General features: G+C 62.6%; 16 protein-coding genes. 5 read left to right on the top strand and 11 right to left on the bottom strand.

Features of this window, described 5'->3' with window-relative positions; genetic code table 11:
- Positions 1–20: 20 nt before the first annotated feature.
- From cruF to AUR66_RS07770, 3 genes are read right to left on the bottom strand one after another with little or no spacing between them, the layout of a single operon-like run.
- Entirely contained in the window at positions 21–896 is an 876-nt protein-coding gene (gene cruF / locus AUR66_RS07760; protein WP_058571890.1) for a bisanhydrobacterioruberin hydratase, read from the bottom strand.
- Complete coding sequence (locus AUR66_RS07765; protein ID WP_058571891.1) at positions 889–1,767, bottom strand: prenyltransferase; 879 nt, start codon at positions 1,765–1,767, stop codon at positions 889–891. The genes cruF and AUR66_RS07765 overlap by 8 nt, the downstream gene beginning before the upstream one ends.
- Complete coding sequence (locus AUR66_RS07770; protein ID WP_058571922.1) at positions 1,764–3,266, bottom strand: phytoene desaturase family protein; 1,503 nt, start codon at positions 3,264–3,266, stop codon at positions 1,764–1,766. The genes AUR66_RS07765 and AUR66_RS07770 overlap by 4 nt, the downstream gene beginning before the upstream one ends.
- Positions 3,267–3,359: 93 nt before the next feature.
- Here AUR66_RS07770 and AUR66_RS07775 point away from each other — a divergent pair, with 93 nt between their 5' ends.
- Together AUR66_RS07775 and AUR66_RS07780 are read left to right on the top strand one after the other, a co-directional pair.
- Positions 3,360–4,052, top strand: coding sequence for an SDR family NAD(P)-dependent oxidoreductase (locus tag AUR66_RS07775; protein WP_058571892.1), 693 nt, complete (start codon positions 3,360–3,362; stop codon positions 4,050–4,052).
- Between the two features lie 87 nt (positions 4,053–4,139).
- Complete coding sequence (locus tag AUR66_RS07780) at positions 4,140–4,961, top strand: hypothetical protein (RefSeq protein WP_058571893.1); 822 nt, start codon at positions 4,140–4,142, stop codon at positions 4,959–4,961.
- 46 nt (positions 4,962–5,007) lie between these two features.
- Here AUR66_RS07780 and AUR66_RS07785 read toward each other — a convergent pair whose 3' ends face one another.
- Together AUR66_RS07785 and AUR66_RS07790 are read right to left on the bottom strand one after the other, a co-directional pair.
- On the bottom strand, positions 5,008–5,331 hold the full coding sequence (locus AUR66_RS07785; RefSeq protein WP_058571923.1) for a hypothetical protein: 324 nt from the start codon (positions 5,329–5,331) through the stop codon (positions 5,008–5,010).
- Positions 5,328–6,335: a DUF7490 domain-containing protein gene (locus AUR66_RS07790; RefSeq protein ID WP_058571894.1), complete on the bottom strand. Its 1,008-nt coding sequence runs from the start codon at positions 6,333–6,335 to the stop codon at positions 5,328–5,330. Before AUR66_RS07790 ends, AUR66_RS07785 begins: the two co-directional genes overlap by 4 nt.
- 115 nt (positions 6,336–6,450) lie before the next feature.
- On the opposite strand from AUR66_RS07790, the gene AUR66_RS20490 reads away from it, so the two are divergent.
- The gene (locus AUR66_RS20490; protein WP_082682155.1) at positions 6,451–6,612 is read left to right on the top strand and encodes a DUF1059 domain-containing protein; all 162 of its coding nucleotides are present in this window, start codon (positions 6,451–6,453) and stop codon (positions 6,610–6,612) included.
- A gap of 51 nt (positions 6,613–6,663) precedes the next feature.
- Positions 6,664–7,068 carry a universal stress protein gene (locus tag AUR66_RS07795; RefSeq protein ID WP_058571895.1) on the top strand — a complete coding sequence of 135 codons (405 nt, stop codon included), beginning with the start codon at positions 6,664–6,666 and terminating at the stop codon, positions 7,066–7,068.
- A 7-nt stretch (positions 7,069–7,075) separates the two neighbouring features.
- On the opposite strand, the gene AUR66_RS07800 is transcribed toward AUR66_RS07795, so the two are convergent.
- From AUR66_RS07800 to AUR66_RS07825, 6 genes are all read right to left on the bottom strand, one after another.
- Complete coding sequence (locus tag AUR66_RS07800) at positions 7,076–7,816, bottom strand: hypothetical protein (protein WP_058571896.1); 741 nt, start codon at positions 7,814–7,816, stop codon at positions 7,076–7,078.
- An 84-nt stretch (positions 7,817–7,900) separates the two neighbouring features.
- Positions 7,901–9,196, bottom strand: coding sequence for an ornithine cyclodeaminase family domain (locus AUR66_RS07805; RefSeq protein ID WP_058571897.1), 1,296 nt, complete (start codon positions 9,194–9,196; stop codon positions 7,901–7,903).
- 118 nt (positions 9,197–9,314) lie between these two features.
- On the bottom strand, positions 9,315–9,800 hold the full coding sequence (locus AUR66_RS07810) for a hypothetical protein (RefSeq protein WP_058571898.1): 486 nt from the start codon (positions 9,798–9,800) through the stop codon (positions 9,315–9,317).
- Between the two features lie 69 nt (positions 9,801–9,869).
- Positions 9,870–10,811, bottom strand: a complete 942-nt coding sequence (locus tag AUR66_RS07815; protein WP_058571899.1) for an alpha/beta hydrolase — start codon at positions 10,809–10,811, stop codon at positions 9,870–9,872.
- On the bottom strand, positions 10,808–11,164 hold the full coding sequence (locus AUR66_RS07820) for a hypothetical protein (RefSeq protein WP_058571900.1): 357 nt from the start codon (positions 11,162–11,164) through the stop codon (positions 10,808–10,810). The genes AUR66_RS07815 and AUR66_RS07820 overlap by 4 nt, the downstream gene beginning before the upstream one ends.
- Positions 11,165–11,223: 59 nt before the next feature.
- A complete protein-coding gene (locus AUR66_RS07825; RefSeq protein ID WP_058571901.1) occupies positions 11,224–11,934 on the bottom strand; it encodes a hypothetical protein in 711 nt (236 codons plus the stop codon).
- Between the two features lie 537 nt (positions 11,935–12,471).
- Between AUR66_RS07825 and AUR66_RS07830 the strand changes: the two genes are divergently transcribed.
- Complete coding sequence (locus AUR66_RS07830) at positions 12,472–14,547, top strand: hypothetical protein (RefSeq protein WP_058571902.1); 2,076 nt, start codon at positions 12,472–12,474, stop codon at positions 14,545–14,547.
- The last annotated feature ends 42 nt before the right edge of the window (positions 14,548–14,589 follow it).

The following is a 14,589-nucleotide window of genomic DNA, read 5'->3' on the forward strand; positions in this document are numbered from 1 at the left end:
AAATAGAGACTGTTGGAGTGTCACGATTGCCACGGGAACCGGCGCGGAATCCGAAGTAACTGCGAGTCGAAGCGGTCGGTCCGCAGGAGGCCAACGCCGAAGAGACCGGCGACGACGACGGGGACCCAGTTGCCGAACCACGCGTTGATACCACCCCAGAGGATGACGAAACTCACCAGGTCGTCGAGCATGAACTCGGTGTGCGCGAGTCGGTCCAGAAGGGTGTCGCTGTCGAATCCCCAGTCGAGGAGGACGACGGCGATGGTCGCGCTGATGACCCATCCGGCGTAGTTCGACAGCGGGACGCCGTAGAAGAGGAGCGCGTCTGCGTCGAGCCTGTAATACTCCCAGAAGCCGAGTGCGACCGCACCGGGGTCGAGGACCACGTCCATGGCGAGGACGGTGAGGATAACGGTGACGAGGCGGACGGCGTGATTCCGAGCGCGGTCACCTAAGAGCAAGAGACACAGCAGGTAGGCGTTCATCACGAGCGGGATGAAGAACACTGGCAGACCGATTGGGACGCCCGCGACGGTGGGTCCGAGGTCGACGCCGTAGTAGAACCACCCGTAGGGCCATCCCGTCGTGATACCAGTGTACTCGATGGCGTAGGCGTATCCGGTTAGTGCGGCGACTGCGATGGCCGCACGCCGAGTCACGAGCGGTAAGAGCCCCACGATGAGCGGTGAGCGCATCACAATCGTCCCCAGGAGGATGAGAAACGCGTTGAACGCGAGCGGTTCTGGAAGCCACGTCATCGCACTGGCGACGAGGAGGACAGCACCGTTCAGTGGGAAGAACACAGAGATAGTAAATCGGTTGTCGCGCACGAGTTCGTCGAGTGCGAGTTCCGCCTCGCGGCGGGTCCGAGGGAGTCGCGCTCGTAGGTCAGCCATTCACGATACTCCAGAGTGCTCCGAAGGTGATGAGCATGCCGACGACAGTATTTAACAGCGGGTACCACCAGTAGGCTTCGTCCACGTCGACACCGGAGAACGCGATACCGAGGACGACGAGTGGGTAGGCTGCCAACAGCGCACCGAGACGCACGTCGACGAGAGCGAAGGCGACGGCGGCGAGGCCCCACGTCACGGCGCAGTAGGCGTAGGTCCAGCGCTCGCCGAGGACCGTCGCAGTCGTCCGGATGCCGGCCTCACGGTCGGGGTCGATATCCGGAATCGCTGAGAAGGTGTGCATCCCCATCGTCCAAAGCCACGCTCCGGCGATGGCGAGGGCAGGTGGGTTCACACCCGCGATTGTCGCGTACGCGGCCACGCCGGGGAGGATGTACAGGCCGTTCGAGACGGAGTCGAGAAACGGCGTCGTCTTGAATCGGAACGGCGGCGCACTGTACTCGACGGCGAGGAAGAAGTGGGCGACCAGCCACGGCCACGCCACCTGCGGGGTGAGCGCGAACAGACCGAGTCCGAGGACGCCGCTTCCGACGACGATAGCGAGGTTCACCGGGTCGCCGTGCCAGCGCGCCTCTCGGTCGTCTTTCTTCGGGTTGGCTTCGTCTACGTCTACGTCGAACACGTCGTTGACGCCGTAGAGGAACACGTTTGCCGGCACGAGGAAGTACGCGAACAAGACGACTGCCTCGGGGGCGAACAGGTCGGCGAGAGTCGTCGCGGCGGTTGCGACGCCGACGATGACTGGTCCGGCGAGGTAGAGCCAAAATCGCGGCCGTGAGAGGACGAGCAGGTAGCTCAGTCGGTCTCTGAGACTGCCGTGTGTCGCGGAACTCGTCGCCATGTCGGTGTTCATCGCGCGTCTTCGGCCATCTCCTCTGCGGTGAGTTGCCCGCTGATGAGACACATGGGGACGCCGATACCCGGCGTCGTGAACGACCCCGTGAAGTAGAGACCGTCCACCTTCTTCGAGGCGTGCGGCGGGCGGAGGAGCGCCGTCTGCGTGAGCGTGTGAGCGAGGCCGAGTGCGGTGCCTTTCGTGCTGTTGTAGCGTTCGGCGAAGTCCTTCACACAGAACGACTCTTCGACGACGATTCGGTCTCGGAGGTCGACACCGGTGTTGTCGGCGATGTCGTCGAGGACGAGGTCACGGTACGACTCACGAATCTCCGGCGTGTCTTCGAGGCCGGCGGCGATGGGGACGAGAGCGAAGAGATTGCTGTGTCCCTCGGGCGCGACGGTGTCGTCTGTCTTCGAGGGGACACAGAGGTAGTACGCGGGGTCCTCGGGCCACGCCGGTCTGTCGAAGATGTGTTCGAAGTGGTCGTCCCACTCGGTCGGTAAGACGAGTGTGTGGTGGGCGAGTTCGTCCACGTCGCCTTCGACGCCGAGGTAGAGGAGGAACGCCGAGGGTGCGTACGTCCGCGACTCCCAGTAGTCTTCGTCGTACTGGCGTTTCTCCGGCGGGAGGAGTTCCTGTTCGGTGTGGGCGTAGTCGGCGTCGCTCACGACGAGGTCACAGGGGAACTCCCGGCCGTCTTCGGTTCGGACGGCGAACCCGCCGCGTCGCCCGGCGATTTCGGCGACCGGAGCGTCCGTGTGGAAGTCGACGCCGAGTTCTTCGCCGAGCGAGACCATCGCGTCGACGACGCCCGCGAGGCCGCCGTCGGGGTAGTACACGCCCATGTTGAAGTCGACGTGGCTCATCAGGTTGTAGAGCGCCGGCGTGTTGTTCGGCGCGCCGCCGAGGAACACCAGCGTGTACTGCATTATCTGCTGGAGTTTGGGGTGGTCGAAGTACCGTTCGACGTGGTCTTGCATCGACCCGATGAGCGACAGTCCCCAGGCGTTTTTGAACACGTCGAAGTCGACGTAATCTCGCAGGTTCGGCCGGTCGGTGTAGACGAAGTGTTCCATCCCGATGCGGTAGTTTCGCTCGGACTTCCGGAGGTAGTCGTCGAACTTCTCGCCGGCACCGGGTTCGTACGACTCGAACACCGCTCTGTTTTCTTCGAGGTCCGGGACCATGTCCACCTGGTCGCCGTCTTTGAAGAAGATACGGTAGTGGGGGTCGAGACGGGTGAGACCGTAGTAGTCCTCGGGTCGTTTTCCGAAGTAGGCGAAGAACTGCTCGAACACGTCGGGCATCAGGTACCACGACGGACCCATGTCGAACCGGAATCCGTCACGTTCGAGCGTGCTGGCCCGGCCACCGAGTTGTTCGTTCTTCTCCAACAGCGTCACGTCAGCGCCTGCATCTGCGAGATAGCACGCTGTCGAGAGGCCGCCGAACCCGCCGCCGACGACGACGACGGACTCACCGTCGAGTGCGTCGAGGTCCGAGACAGAATTCATGCCATCTCGTAAGAACGTCAAGAACATAAATCGACTGACCAAATCGCCACCCGTGGCAGATATCTTTAGGGCCAGTCCGACCTAACGAGGCACATGAACGACACGACTGTCGTGGTCACTGGCGCGAGTTCTGGAATCGGTGCGGCCGTCGCGCGAGCGTTCGGACAGGCCGGGGCGACGGTCGTCGCCTGCGCCCGCGACCACGACGCCCTCCAAACCGTCCTCGACGACGTGGAAGACGCCGGCGGAACCGCCGCAGGCATCCGTGCCGACGTCCGCGACGAGTTCGACATGGAACGACTCATGGAGATGGCCGCCCGCGCCGGCGGGTCCATCGACGTACTCGTCGCGAACGCCGGCATCAATCACGGAACGCCCGGGCAGATGCCGATGGCAGACGAGTCGTACGCTGTCTTCGACGACACCCTCCGAACGAACGTCCGTGGCGTCTTCACGGCAGTCAAAGAAGCGCTCCCCCACATGGGCGCCGACGCCCGTATCCTCGTTCCGTCCGGGTCTATCGCCCGCGACGCGAAACCCGGAATGGGCGCGTACGCTGTCTCGAAGGCCGCCGCCGAAGCGCTGGTCCGACAGTTCGCCGCCGACTGTGACCAGACCGTCGGTGTCGTCGACCCCGGCCTCGTCGCAACCGACCTCACCGGTGGACAAGGGCGTGACCCAGAGACGGTCGGTGACCTGTTCGTCTGGGCGGCGACCGAGGCAGACCCCACCGACCTCGATGGGGTCGTCCTCGACCTGAAGGTGTGGAAGCAAGCGACTCGGTGAGTCGGGAGACCAACCGAAGCAGTGTGGTGAACCGAATCTGAACGCGGAACCGGGCGCCTTATTAAGACGAACCATTTCGTTCATAACATGAACCGCTCGACGGCCATCGGCGTCGGCAGCGTCGTCGTCTTCGTCGCACTCTCGGCTTACGCAGTCACGGCGCAGGCGTGGAAACTGCTCGTCGTCTCGTGGGCCGCCTTCGCTGCGATGGCGTTCGCCGCGCCGTTCGGTGCGCGGGCACGTACCGAACACGCCGAAGGCCTCGTCTGGGGATACGGCCTCGCCAGCGGCGCGATGGTGACGAGTGCCGCCGTCTTCCTCGTGCCGCAGGCCCTCGGCCACCACCCACAGTTCGGTGGGTTCGGCATCGCCTTCGGTATCCTCGCGGGATTCGGCGCGCACACCGTCGGCCACCGATTCGCGCACATGGACCTCCCGATGGACCGAACCGTGACGGAACTCTCTGCTCACGCCATCTCGGCGGGTGCAATCATCGGTATCGTCTACGGAAACATCGACGTCGGCGTCGGCCTCGGCCTCGCAATCGTCTCGCACAAAGGTCCCGCCGGGTACGCCGCCGCACGTCGTCTCGCAGGGAAGGACAAGTCGGTCTTCCCTCTGCTCTTACCTGCGGCAGGACTCGGTATCGCCGCTATCATCTCGAGTGTCGTGTCGCTCCCGGCGACAGACGCCTTCCGTGGCATCGTCTTCGGGTTCGCCTCGGGCGTCTTCCTCCACGTCGCCATGGACTTCCTCCCACGGTGTGAAATCGGGAGCGAGATTCACGACCTGCTGTCGGTCGAAGACGAACACGCACACGCGGTCCTCGACAGACTGCGCCTCCACGCCGCGTTCAGCACCGTCGTCGGCGGTCTCGCCGTCTTCGGCGCGTGGCTTGTCCTCGGCTAATCGAGCGAAGAAAAGCGTCCGCGTTCGACCGGCGACGACGATTCAGTTACGCCGTCAGACGCCGAATCTGAACCGAGATACCGAGCGCCGCCGCCAGAAGCAACACGAGGTTGAACGCGGCTTGGAACGGCGCGCGGAACTCGGGGGTCACCCACGTCGAGATGGTCTGTGAGGCGTTGAGGTAGAACTGGAGCGCCGCGATGAGCGCGAGCAGTAGCAGTCCGATGAGGACGGCGTAGTCGAGGTACCGACGCAGGCGTTCTGCGAACTCACGGTTCTCCCGGTCGGTTGGATCTTCGTCTGGGTCTGGGGGAGTCTGTGTCCGCTGTTTCTTGGTCGACCCCGACGCCGTCGGTGTCTCGTCACTCATCGTCTCCACCTCCGGGCGACGAACGCCGTGGCGAGGAGTGCCACGAGTGCGACGACGACGCCGAATCCGGGCGCTGCGGACTCGGTTCGGGTCGCTTCGTAGTCCGGTTCTTCGGTCGCTTCTCTGCCGTCGTCTTCGAAGTCGTCGACGCGCAGTTCGACGTCTTCTGTGGTCTCGTTCACGTTAATCGTCCTCGTTGGGTCCAGATTCGCCGCGCCGCGGGCGGAGTCGATGACGACACCATCCCGAAGCAGCACGACGTCGATGTAGTAGTTGTAGTCGTTCGGTACCGTCGCCGTCGCGTCCACGGATTCGGTCCGGCCGGCGCGGATGGTCCCCGCGTCGACTGTCGTCCGCGACGCGACGATGTTCGACTCGGCCTGCCGGAGGACGAACGTGACCGAGAGGTCTTCGGCCGGGTCGTCGCCGGTGTTTTCGAGGGTCGCCGTCAAGTCGAGTGTCGTCCGGTCGTCGCCAGCCTCTGCGATGGAAAAGGAGACCGGCGGGAGTGCCTCGGAGTCGGTGAACGAGGTGGTCGAACGGAGGTACGGCGGTTTGATGGCCGAGACGCCGCGGATGCTCTTTTCTGTCTGGTCGACCCGTTCGGCCTCGCGGAAGAGGAGCACCTCGATGTCGTAGCCACCTTCCCGCGGGACGGTGAGGTTGGCCGTCGCAGTTGCTTCACCGTCGCGAGTGAGGGTCCCCACGTCGACTCGCTCTGTCGTCGTCAGGAGTCCCGACTCGGCGTCAATGGCGCGAACGAGGACACTCACGTTGTGCGTCGGGTTCCGTCGATGGTCGATTCGGGTCTCGATGCCGAGCGTCACTGTCTCTCCCGTGGCGGGACCGGCCGTGATGGACACGTCTGCAACGTCTACCGGGCCGGGCCTAACCGGTCCCTCGTCCGTCGGGTCCGCGAGGACGCCGGGGACGAGGACGGCGGTGACGGCCGCGACGAGAACGACGCCGACGGCCCCACCAGCGAGGAGGGCGTTCCTATCCATAGTCGATTGACATCTAGCGGTCGGTAAATGTTTTGTCCCTGATTAATCGACAGTCGAGAGAGTCTGTGGAAACGTAAACACGGTTTTTGATACCGTATAGCGTACATATTGTAGCATGTCGAAGACGATGATGCAGCAGGCAACGTGTGCGTGTGGGTTCAGTGTAACCTCGGAGAACGAAGACGAACTCGTGAAGATTATTCAGGACCACGCGCACAGCGAACACGACAAAGAGATGACCGTCGCAGACGTGAAAGCGATGGCGAAGCAGGTCTAACCGAACTGCGAGAGGCGTGGATTTTTATAGGACGGCGTAGGGATATGTGGCATGGCAACGTACGTTATGGGCACGAACTCGGTACACACCAGTGCCGAACTCTGTGACTACCTCTCGCGACGTATCGAGACAGGCGACGTCGTTCACGTCGTCAACTCGCACAAAGGCGGCGACAGTACCGACAGCGACGACGTTCGTGACGGCGACGACGCACTGAACGTCGTCTCGTCCCGACTCGGTGACTTCGTCACCGTCGAAACACACCAGTACATCCGAGGCAACGAGGCAGCCGAAGACATCCTCGAATGTGCCGACGAACAGGGTGCCGACGAAATCGTCATCGGCGTCAGAAAGCGGAATCCGACCTCGAAAATCGTCTTCGGGAGTACCGCACAGGACGTGCTCTTGTCGTCGAACGTCCCGATGGCGGTCGTTCCGCTCGAAAAAATCTACTGAGACCGACTCAGTTTCCGGGCCGGTACTCGACGAGTGTCATCTCGAAGACCGGTTCGTCGTCACCTTCCTCTTCGTAGAACGCCATGTAGCCCGGGAGTGGACTCTCTGGGGTGACGCAACTCTCCCAGAACACGCTGCCGTTCGTGCGAACCACGAAGTTCGCACAGTCGAGGCCCGCGTACGACGAGGTACTCTCGACGGCGAAACTCACGTCCCCGTTCGCACCGGAGGCTTCCCAACTATCGCCGACTTCGAGCGTCTCGCCCTCGACACCGCTGTAGTACGGCGAGTTGAATCCGACAGTCGCAATCGACCCGGACGGACTTCCGGAGAGTTCGCTGTAGAGTTCGTCCCGCGCCGCGGTCACGGTCTGTTCACTGGTGGAGTCTTCGGTGACGACTTTCGTCCGGATAGTGACTTCGTCGTCCGTCGCGTCGAGGACTTCCCACTCGTACGTCGCCGTGCCGTCGACGTTCGGTGAGGTTATCTCGTACCGGTAGTACTGGCCTTCTCTGAACTGTTCGTCCCACGTCTGATTGAAGTCGAACGCCATCGAGGAGGCACTGTCGTCGGTACTGCTGTCTCCGGTTTCACCACCGTCGCTGGTGTCGGCGTTCGCGGCGTCGCCGTCGGCGGTATCTGCTGTCGTCGTCTGTGTCGCCGTCGTGCCATCGCCACCCACGCCGCCCGAACACCCGGCCACGAGGACCAGGAGTGCGACGAGGAGGGTCTTCCACATCGAGTGCATACCGCTACCGACGGCAGTCGGGGTTATAATATCGGCGTGTACCTGACTGTCTCGGCTTCGAGACGGTAGAGGACCAAGACGCGATTACTCGGCCGATTCGTCGAGGATTTTCTCGGCGAGCGTCGGGACGAACGTTCCGATGTCGGTCACCATCCCGATTGCCTGCGACGACCCCCGGTCGAGGAGTTGCGTGACGGTGGCGGGGTTGATGTCAACACAGACGGTCTTCGCCGTCGACGGTAGACAGTTTCCGACGGCGACGGAGTGCAAGAGCGTCGAGAGCATGAGTACCATGTCGGCTTGGTGGGCCTGCTCACGGATGGCGTTCTGTGCTTCGATGGCGTCTGTGATCGTGTCGGGAAGTGGGCCGTCGTCGCGGATGGACCCCGCGAGGACGTACGGCACGTCGTTCTTCACGCACTCGTACATCACACCCTCTTTGATGAGGCCCTCCTCGACTGCCGCCTCGATGCCGCCCGCGCGGATGACCTCACTGATGGTGTAGATGTGGTGCTTGTGGCCTTTCCGCGGGTGTTCCATCGTCTCCATGTCCATGCCGAGAGACGTTCCGTAGAGGCCGCGTTCGATGTCGTGAGTGGCGAAGCCGTTCCCAGCGGAAATCATGTCGATGTAGCCCTCTCGGATGAGACGGGCGAGTGCGTCGCCGCCGCCGGAGTGGATGAGTGCCGGTCCGGCGACGACGAGGACGTTCCCACCTTCTTCTTTGGTCTCGCGGAGTGCGTCGGCAACTTCGCCGATGAGCGACTCAGACGGGCGCTCCGAGGAGACGCCACCCTGCATGAATCCGAACGGGCCGGAGGCGTCGCGGGGTCGTTCCGGCGGTTTGACGCGGATACCCGCCTCGTCGGTGACGATGAGGTCACCCTCCTCGACGCTGTTGAGGACTTTCGTGTAGGCGCGCGGACCGTCTGGCGCGTCGGGGTCGACGACGTCATCAGAACTCGAAGAGTTCTGGTTGCTTGTCGAGCCAGCAGGCTCGACAACGATCGCGCAGTCCATCTCGATATCCTCGACGGGGAGCCATTGCCCATCGTATCGGACTTCAGTCGGGTGGTTAGTCGTCGAGTAGAATCCGACCGGGACGACCTGGTCTGCGGGCGAGGGTTCGACGTGTGCGTCCACAGGGTCGGTGAGGTTCGCCCCGATTTGGTGGAGTTCGTGGAGAATCTCTTGGAGGTCCGACTCGTCGTCGGCAGAGACCGACATCCGGCAGTACGACGTCTTGTCTTTCTGTCGTCCGACGTCGAACTCCTCGATGTCGAAGTTCCCCCCGAGGTCCATCACGATACCCATGGCCTGTTGCATCATCCCGGAGTCGATGATGTGGCCTTCGAGTTCGACCGTGCGCGTGTTCGTCATCGACGGAGAATCGGCCGTGGGGGCAAAGTGGGTTACGACCGCGACAGTTCACCGACGACGACGCATCGCTCAGGGCGAAGCGAGAACGAGAAACGAGCGACTGACAGACCGACGGCCCTCAGAGGAGGAAGCCTTTGAAGACGTTGGCGACAGTCCAGACGGCCTGGTCGACGAGGTGGCCCTTCTCACCCGAGACTCGGATACGGTCGTCGCGGACCGCCTGTTCGACTTCTCCCAGTGGGTCAGACGACGAGGCGATTGATTCGAGCGTCTGGCGGTCGGTGCTGATGCGCGTCGAGGCGTCGGCATTCGGTCCGGTCGCGACGTTCGAGATGGTCATGTCGTCTTCGACGCTGGCCGAGAACACGTGGGTCTCGCCCCCGTCTTCGATGTAGACGTTCACCGTCTTACCGGCGATGAGACTCTTGGCGAACGAGACGTCTAACTGGTCGACGTTTTCGTTGTAGAGGGCGACACCGTCGTCGAGGAGTGTCTTTATCTCTTCGTCGCTGGGAGTCTCGGACTCCTGTGCGAGGACGGGACCCGAAGCAGAGACGAGTGCGAGGACGAGGAACAACGAGACGAGCGTACGAACAGGATTCATAATCGAGTGACGTACGTCGTCGGGGGACATAACGGTTCCCGCGAGATTCAAACAGACGAACAGGTTCGCTTACGCGACTGCCTGTAAGAACGACAGGAGGTGGCCGAACGTCTGCTCGAAGCTTCGGTCGTAGTGGTCGAAGTGACCTGCGGGTAGTTCGACGAGCGTCGCGTTCGTGAGTTCGTCGGCGAGGGAGGCGACGTCGTCTGCGGGAGCGAGTTCGTCGCGCGTCCCTGCGACGAGGAGCACTGGGCAGGTGATGTCGTCCGGGTCGGAGAGCGCGCGGTAGCGGAACATCGAGAGGAACACCCGTGCAGGCGTCTCGTCGCGCCACGTACTCCCCGGCGGGACGAGTTCGCGGTACGCGCCACGGACGACGGGGTCTTCGAAGACGGCCATCGATACGCCGTCACCGAGGACCGGGACGCGGTGTGGCCCGAGGAACCGAGACTGGAGTTTGTCGCGGACACCAGCGCCGAGTGCAGCGAGTGTGCCACGGACACCCCGACCACCCATCACGCCAGACCCGTCGAGCATCGGGTTCTGTGCGACGACGGCAGCGACACGGGTATCTTCGGCGGCGACGCGGAGCGCGTAGCCACCGGACAGGCCGGCACCCCAGAGGACGAGGCGGTTCCCGTCGATTTCGGAGCGTTCGCGGAGTCCTTCGAGTGCTGCGTGCCAGTCGTCGACTTGTTCGTCGGGCGCGACGAGGTTCCGCGGTTCGCCATCCGAATCGCCGACGTTGCGATAGTCGAAGAGGAACGCGGCGTAGCCTGCTTCGGCCAATCGCTCTGCGTAGGGTCGAAGGCCGAAGCGTCGTTCTGCGGCGAGTTCACCTGCCATGACGACGACGGGAGGCCGTTCTACGCCGTCCGGTCGGTAGAGCCATCCTGCACACGCTGTCCCGTCGCTCTCGAAGGTGAGAGAGACACGTGAGTAGTCGAAGTGGGACGGCCGTCGCGGGCCACGTGCCGCGGGTGGCGCGCCGCGGTGACGCCACGTGCTCACGCGTCGCCCTCCTCGTAGAGACTGTCGAGGACGCGCTCAGAGAGGTCCTCGTCGTCGAGTTCGTAGCGGTTGTACGCTCGAATCCAGTCTTCGTCGAGTCGCCACGTCGCCTGCACGTCGCCCTCGCTACGGAGAATCGTGGCGTCGACTGTCGTCGGTTCCCAGTCGTCTCCTTGCGAGAGTTCGAGGAACGCAGTGACGGCACGACCGACTTCACCGTGGTCGGGTTCGACGTCCGGGAACGCCGTGAGATAGGTCACCGAAATCGAGTCGTCGATAGAGAGTGACTCGACACTGATACCGTTTCCACGGAGTGCCTCCTCGACGGCGACCGTGGGTTCGAGGTCGTTCATGGGGCGTGATACGGTACCCGTCGGCTAAACGTTTGCCGCGCGACACGACACTGCGAGGGTTAGACCTGGGCGTCGTGTCGGCGGAGGGCGTCGTGGAGCGAAAAGAGCGGTTCGATGTCGCCAGCGGCGTAGTCGACGAGCAAGCGAGTGAGTTCGGCGTGCGTGTGCGTGTGGTCGATGCCAGCGACGACGCCTTCGACGTATCGCTCTCCGAGGGCCTCTCCGACGTGCGCGCCTTTGACGTGTGCGTCGTCGATTCCGAGGCGGTCGAGATAGTCAGCCGAGAGGCCGTAGTCGTCGTACCACACCGTGGGTTGGTCGATGCCGGCTTCCTCGCAGGCTTTCCAGAGTGCGGGGATGTCCCTGTTTGAGCGGACGGCCTGCGGGTACGCTGTCGCTGCGAGCGTCCCGAGGTCGACGTGGTCCGAAAAGAGCGCGTCCACGCGAGACGGTGCGTCGGGCCAGATTCCTTCGTCTGCGACCTCTCGCGCCCACGCTCGGAGGTGGTGTTCGTCGAAGTACTCGCCGTTGTAGGTGACGACTGGCCCACCGCGTCTCTCACACCATTCGACGACCGCTCGAAGGAGTTCGGCAGTGTGTTCGACTGCCCAGTCGCCATCGCGGAGGAGGACTTCGACTTCGGTCTCGTCGTCGGTTCGGTAGCCGAGCCCGACGGCGACTAGTTCGAAGTCGGCCGTGTTCTGGAAGTCACTCGGCGGTCCGTGCGGGCTCGCCGTCTCGATGTCGAGTGCGAGTCGCCCTTCGTTCATACACTGCCTGTCTCGAATGGGGTACAAAAATCGGCAGGGTCGACTGGTCGTCTGTGACTGATTCGGATACTCGAGCAGAGTGGCCGCCGCCGTCACTTCTCACCGTCTCACGTCGCGTTCTCCGATGGCTCCATCGAACATGGGTTCGTTTGTGCTCCGAATACGCCGGGCATAACGAGTGTGCACGAGAGGAGTGAGACGCACCTCACACGGCCCGTCCCACAGATACTGAACTGATTGGTTGTTGTAGCCCGTCGCTGTCGTGCATTTTTCTGCGTCGCACCCGTGGTTTCGTGATGCCAACGCGTCTGTCGACGAGCGTTTCGATTTGCCTCTCTCTGTGAGATTCCCGTTTCGGTGATGGTTCGGTTAGTGTCTCAGTTAACACGTGATTATCCGGAGTTCGAGAGAGACAATCGCTGTCGGGTCCGGCCGTAATTGGACTCCAGTGTGTTGGAAATGGATGTCCCTCGGAGTGATAGCTAATTAATAACAAATTGTCAACATGTACGATAGCCCGATGGTGCTTCGACCACCATGGCAGCACGAACAACAATACAAAGCGCACTCGTCGTTCTCGTCGCGGTGGCGGTCATGTTCAGCATGGGCGCCGCGGCGGTCGGACACGGCGGTAATGGACCGACGTGTACAGCAGAAGACAGTGCACAGTATCAAGACCAATCGTTCGATCGTGACCAAGACCAATCGCAAGCGGGCTCGGACAACACACAAAGCCAGAGCCAGATAGCGTCGATGGTCGTCGGTCAAGACCAGTGCAGTGACGAAAGTGACCAGTCTCAGTCCCAAGAGCTTGGCCAGAACCAACAGCAGGACCAAGACGCGACGGACAGTGACCAGGCCCAGAGCCAGTCGTCCGGTCAGACTGAGGCACAGAGTCAGTACGGCGAGGACAACGACCAAGAGCAGAGTCAGAGCCTCGACCAAGACCAAGAACAAGACCAGAACGGCGACGAACTCGCCCAAGAGCAGTCGCAGGAAGCAGGTCAGGCGCAGATGGAGAACCAGCGCGGTGAAGGCAACGAGCAATCGCAGACTGAGCGCCTGACGCAGATGCAGATGCAGTCGCAGGGGAACCACCCCATCGTGGGCAGCACGCAGTACGGAGACCAAGTCTCCGAGCAAATCGGCCAGGTGAACCAGCGCGGTGAGAACAGCGTCCAGGACATCATGGCCGTCGTCGACCAACTGCAAGACCAGTACCAACTCGCTGATTACAGCGACCAAGGTCAAGACCAGTTCGCTCGCCAGCACGCGAACGCGCGCCAGCACGCTGACGACAGCGAACAGACCCTGTCGCAGCTCATCGGGCAGTTCCACGCCCAGATGCAGTACGGTCAGTACAACGAACAGTACCAAGACCAGTCCGCTCGCCAGCACGCGAACGAACGGCAGTGGGCCGACGACAGTGACCAGTCGCTCGACCAGTACATCGAGCAACTTCGTAACCAGATTCAGGACGCAGAAGACAGCTCGCAAGAGCACACCCAGGACGCTCGCCAGCACGCGAACCAGCGTCAGTGGGGCGAAGACAACGACCAGGACCTGAGCCAACTCATCTCGCAGGACGCTGCGCAGACCCAGATCGGTGAGGACAACGACCAGGTCGGTGAGCAGACTGCCAACCAGCGCGCGAACCAGCGCCAGTGGGGCGAAGACAACGAACAGGACTTCGACCAGGACGTCAGCCAGACGCAAGACCAGTCGCAGGCTGGCGAAGACAACGACCAAGACCAGTCACAGGACGTCGAACAGCGCGGCAACCAGCGCCAGCGCGGTGAAGACAACGACCAGGCGCGGAGCCAGACGTCCAGTCAGACGTCGAGCCAGACGCAAGTCGGCGAAGACAACGACCAGTCGGCAGACCAGTCCTCGACGCAGCGCGAGCGGCAGCGGCAGACCGGCGAGGACAACGACCAGACGGCCGACCAGACGGCTGACCAGACTGAGAGCCAGAACCAGGCAGGCGAAGACAACGAACAGGACCAGACGCAAGACAGCGACCAGCATCAGCACAACACCCAGTCGGGTGAAGACAACGACCAAGAACAGGACCAGACGTCTGTCCAAGGTCAGAGCCAGGACCAGACTGGCGAAGACAGCCAGCAGGGACAGAACCAGGAAGCTGACCAGACCCAAAACGAGGTCCAGGAAGGCGAAGACAGTTCGCAGGACCAGAGCCAGACCTCCGGTCAGGAGCAGGTCCAGAACCAGGACGCTGACGACAGCGACCAGAACCAGGTTCAGAACGCAGACCAGGACGAGACGCAGACCCAGGACGCCGACGACAGCAGTCAGTCGCAGGACCAGACCTCGACGCAGACTGAGAGCCAAGAGCAGACTGGCGAAGACAACGACCAAGAACAGGCACAGGTCTCCGACCAAGACCAAGACCAGGACCAGACTGGCGACGACAGCAGTCAGACCCAGAGTCAGTCCTCCGGTCAGGGTCAGTCTCAGACCCAATCTGGTGAAGACAACGACCAGGAACAGCGGCAGGAAGCTGACCAAGACCAGAGTCAGACCCAGTCCGCTGACGACAGCAGTCAGACCCAGAGTCAGACGGTGACGCAGACGCAGACGCAGAGCCAGTAAGCGACCACTTTCCTCGAGTTCTCCGCCGGATGCCCGGCGGAA

Origin of the sequence: Haloferax profundi, assembly GCF_001469865.1 — an archaeon.
Lineage (GTDB): Archaea > Halobacteriota > Halobacteria > Halobacteriales > Haloferacaceae > Haloferax > Haloferax profundi.

Bases quoted from the DNA above. Each gene is read 5' to 3' on its own strand.
- AUR66_RS07795 (WP_058571895.1), top strand. From the start codon at position 6,664: ATGGCAACGTACGTTATGGGCACGAACTCGGTACACACCAGTGCCGAA.
- AUR66_RS07825 (WP_058571901.1), bottom strand. From the start codon at position 11,934: ATGAACGAAGGGCGACTCGCACTCGACATCGAGACGGCGAGCCCGCAC.
- AUR66_RS07820 (WP_058571900.1), bottom strand. From the start codon at position 11,164: ATGAACGACCTCGAACCCACGGTCGCCGTCGAGGAGGCACTCCGTGGA.
- AUR66_RS07785 (WP_058571923.1), bottom strand. From the start codon at position 5,331: ATGAGTGACGAGACACCGACGGCGTCGGGGTCGACCAAGAAACAGCGG.
- AUR66_RS07790 (WP_058571894.1), bottom strand. From the start codon at position 6,335: ATGGATAGGAACGCCCTCCTCGCTGGTGGGGCCGTCGGCGTCGTTCTC.
- AUR66_RS07810 (WP_058571898.1), bottom strand. From the start codon at position 9,800: ATGAATCCTGTTCGTACGCTCGTCTCGTTGTTCCTCGTCCTCGCACTC.
- cruF (WP_058571890.1), bottom strand. From the start codon at position 896: ATGGCTGACCTACGAGCGCGACTCCCTCGGACCCGCCGCGAGGCGGAA.
- AUR66_RS07805 (WP_058571897.1), bottom strand. From the start codon at position 9,196: ATGACGAACACGCGCACGGTCGAACTCGAAGGCCACATCATCGACTCC.
- AUR66_RS20490 (WP_082682155.1), top strand. From the start codon at position 6,451: ATGTCGAAGACGATGATGCAGCAGGCAACGTGTGCGTGTGGGTTCAGT.
- AUR66_RS07775 (WP_058571892.1), top strand. From the start codon at position 3,360: ATGAACGACACGACTGTCGTGGTCACTGGCGCGAGTTCTGGAATCGGT.
- AUR66_RS07770 (WP_058571922.1), bottom strand. From the start codon at position 3,266: ATGAATTCTGTCTCGGACCTCGACGCACTCGACGGTGAGTCCGTCGTC.
- AUR66_RS07765 (WP_058571891.1), bottom strand. From the start codon at position 1,767: ATGAACACCGACATGGCGACGAGTTCCGCGACACACGGCAGTCTCAGA.
- AUR66_RS07800 (WP_058571896.1), bottom strand. From the start codon at position 7,816: ATGCACTCGATGTGGAAGACCCTCCTCGTCGCACTCCTGGTCCTCGTG.
- AUR66_RS07830 (WP_058571902.1), top strand. From the start codon at position 12,472: ATGGCAGCACGAACAACAATACAAAGCGCACTCGTCGTTCTCGTCGCG.
- AUR66_RS07780 (WP_058571893.1), top strand. From the start codon at position 4,140: ATGAACCGCTCGACGGCCATCGGCGTCGGCAGCGTCGTCGTCTTCGTC.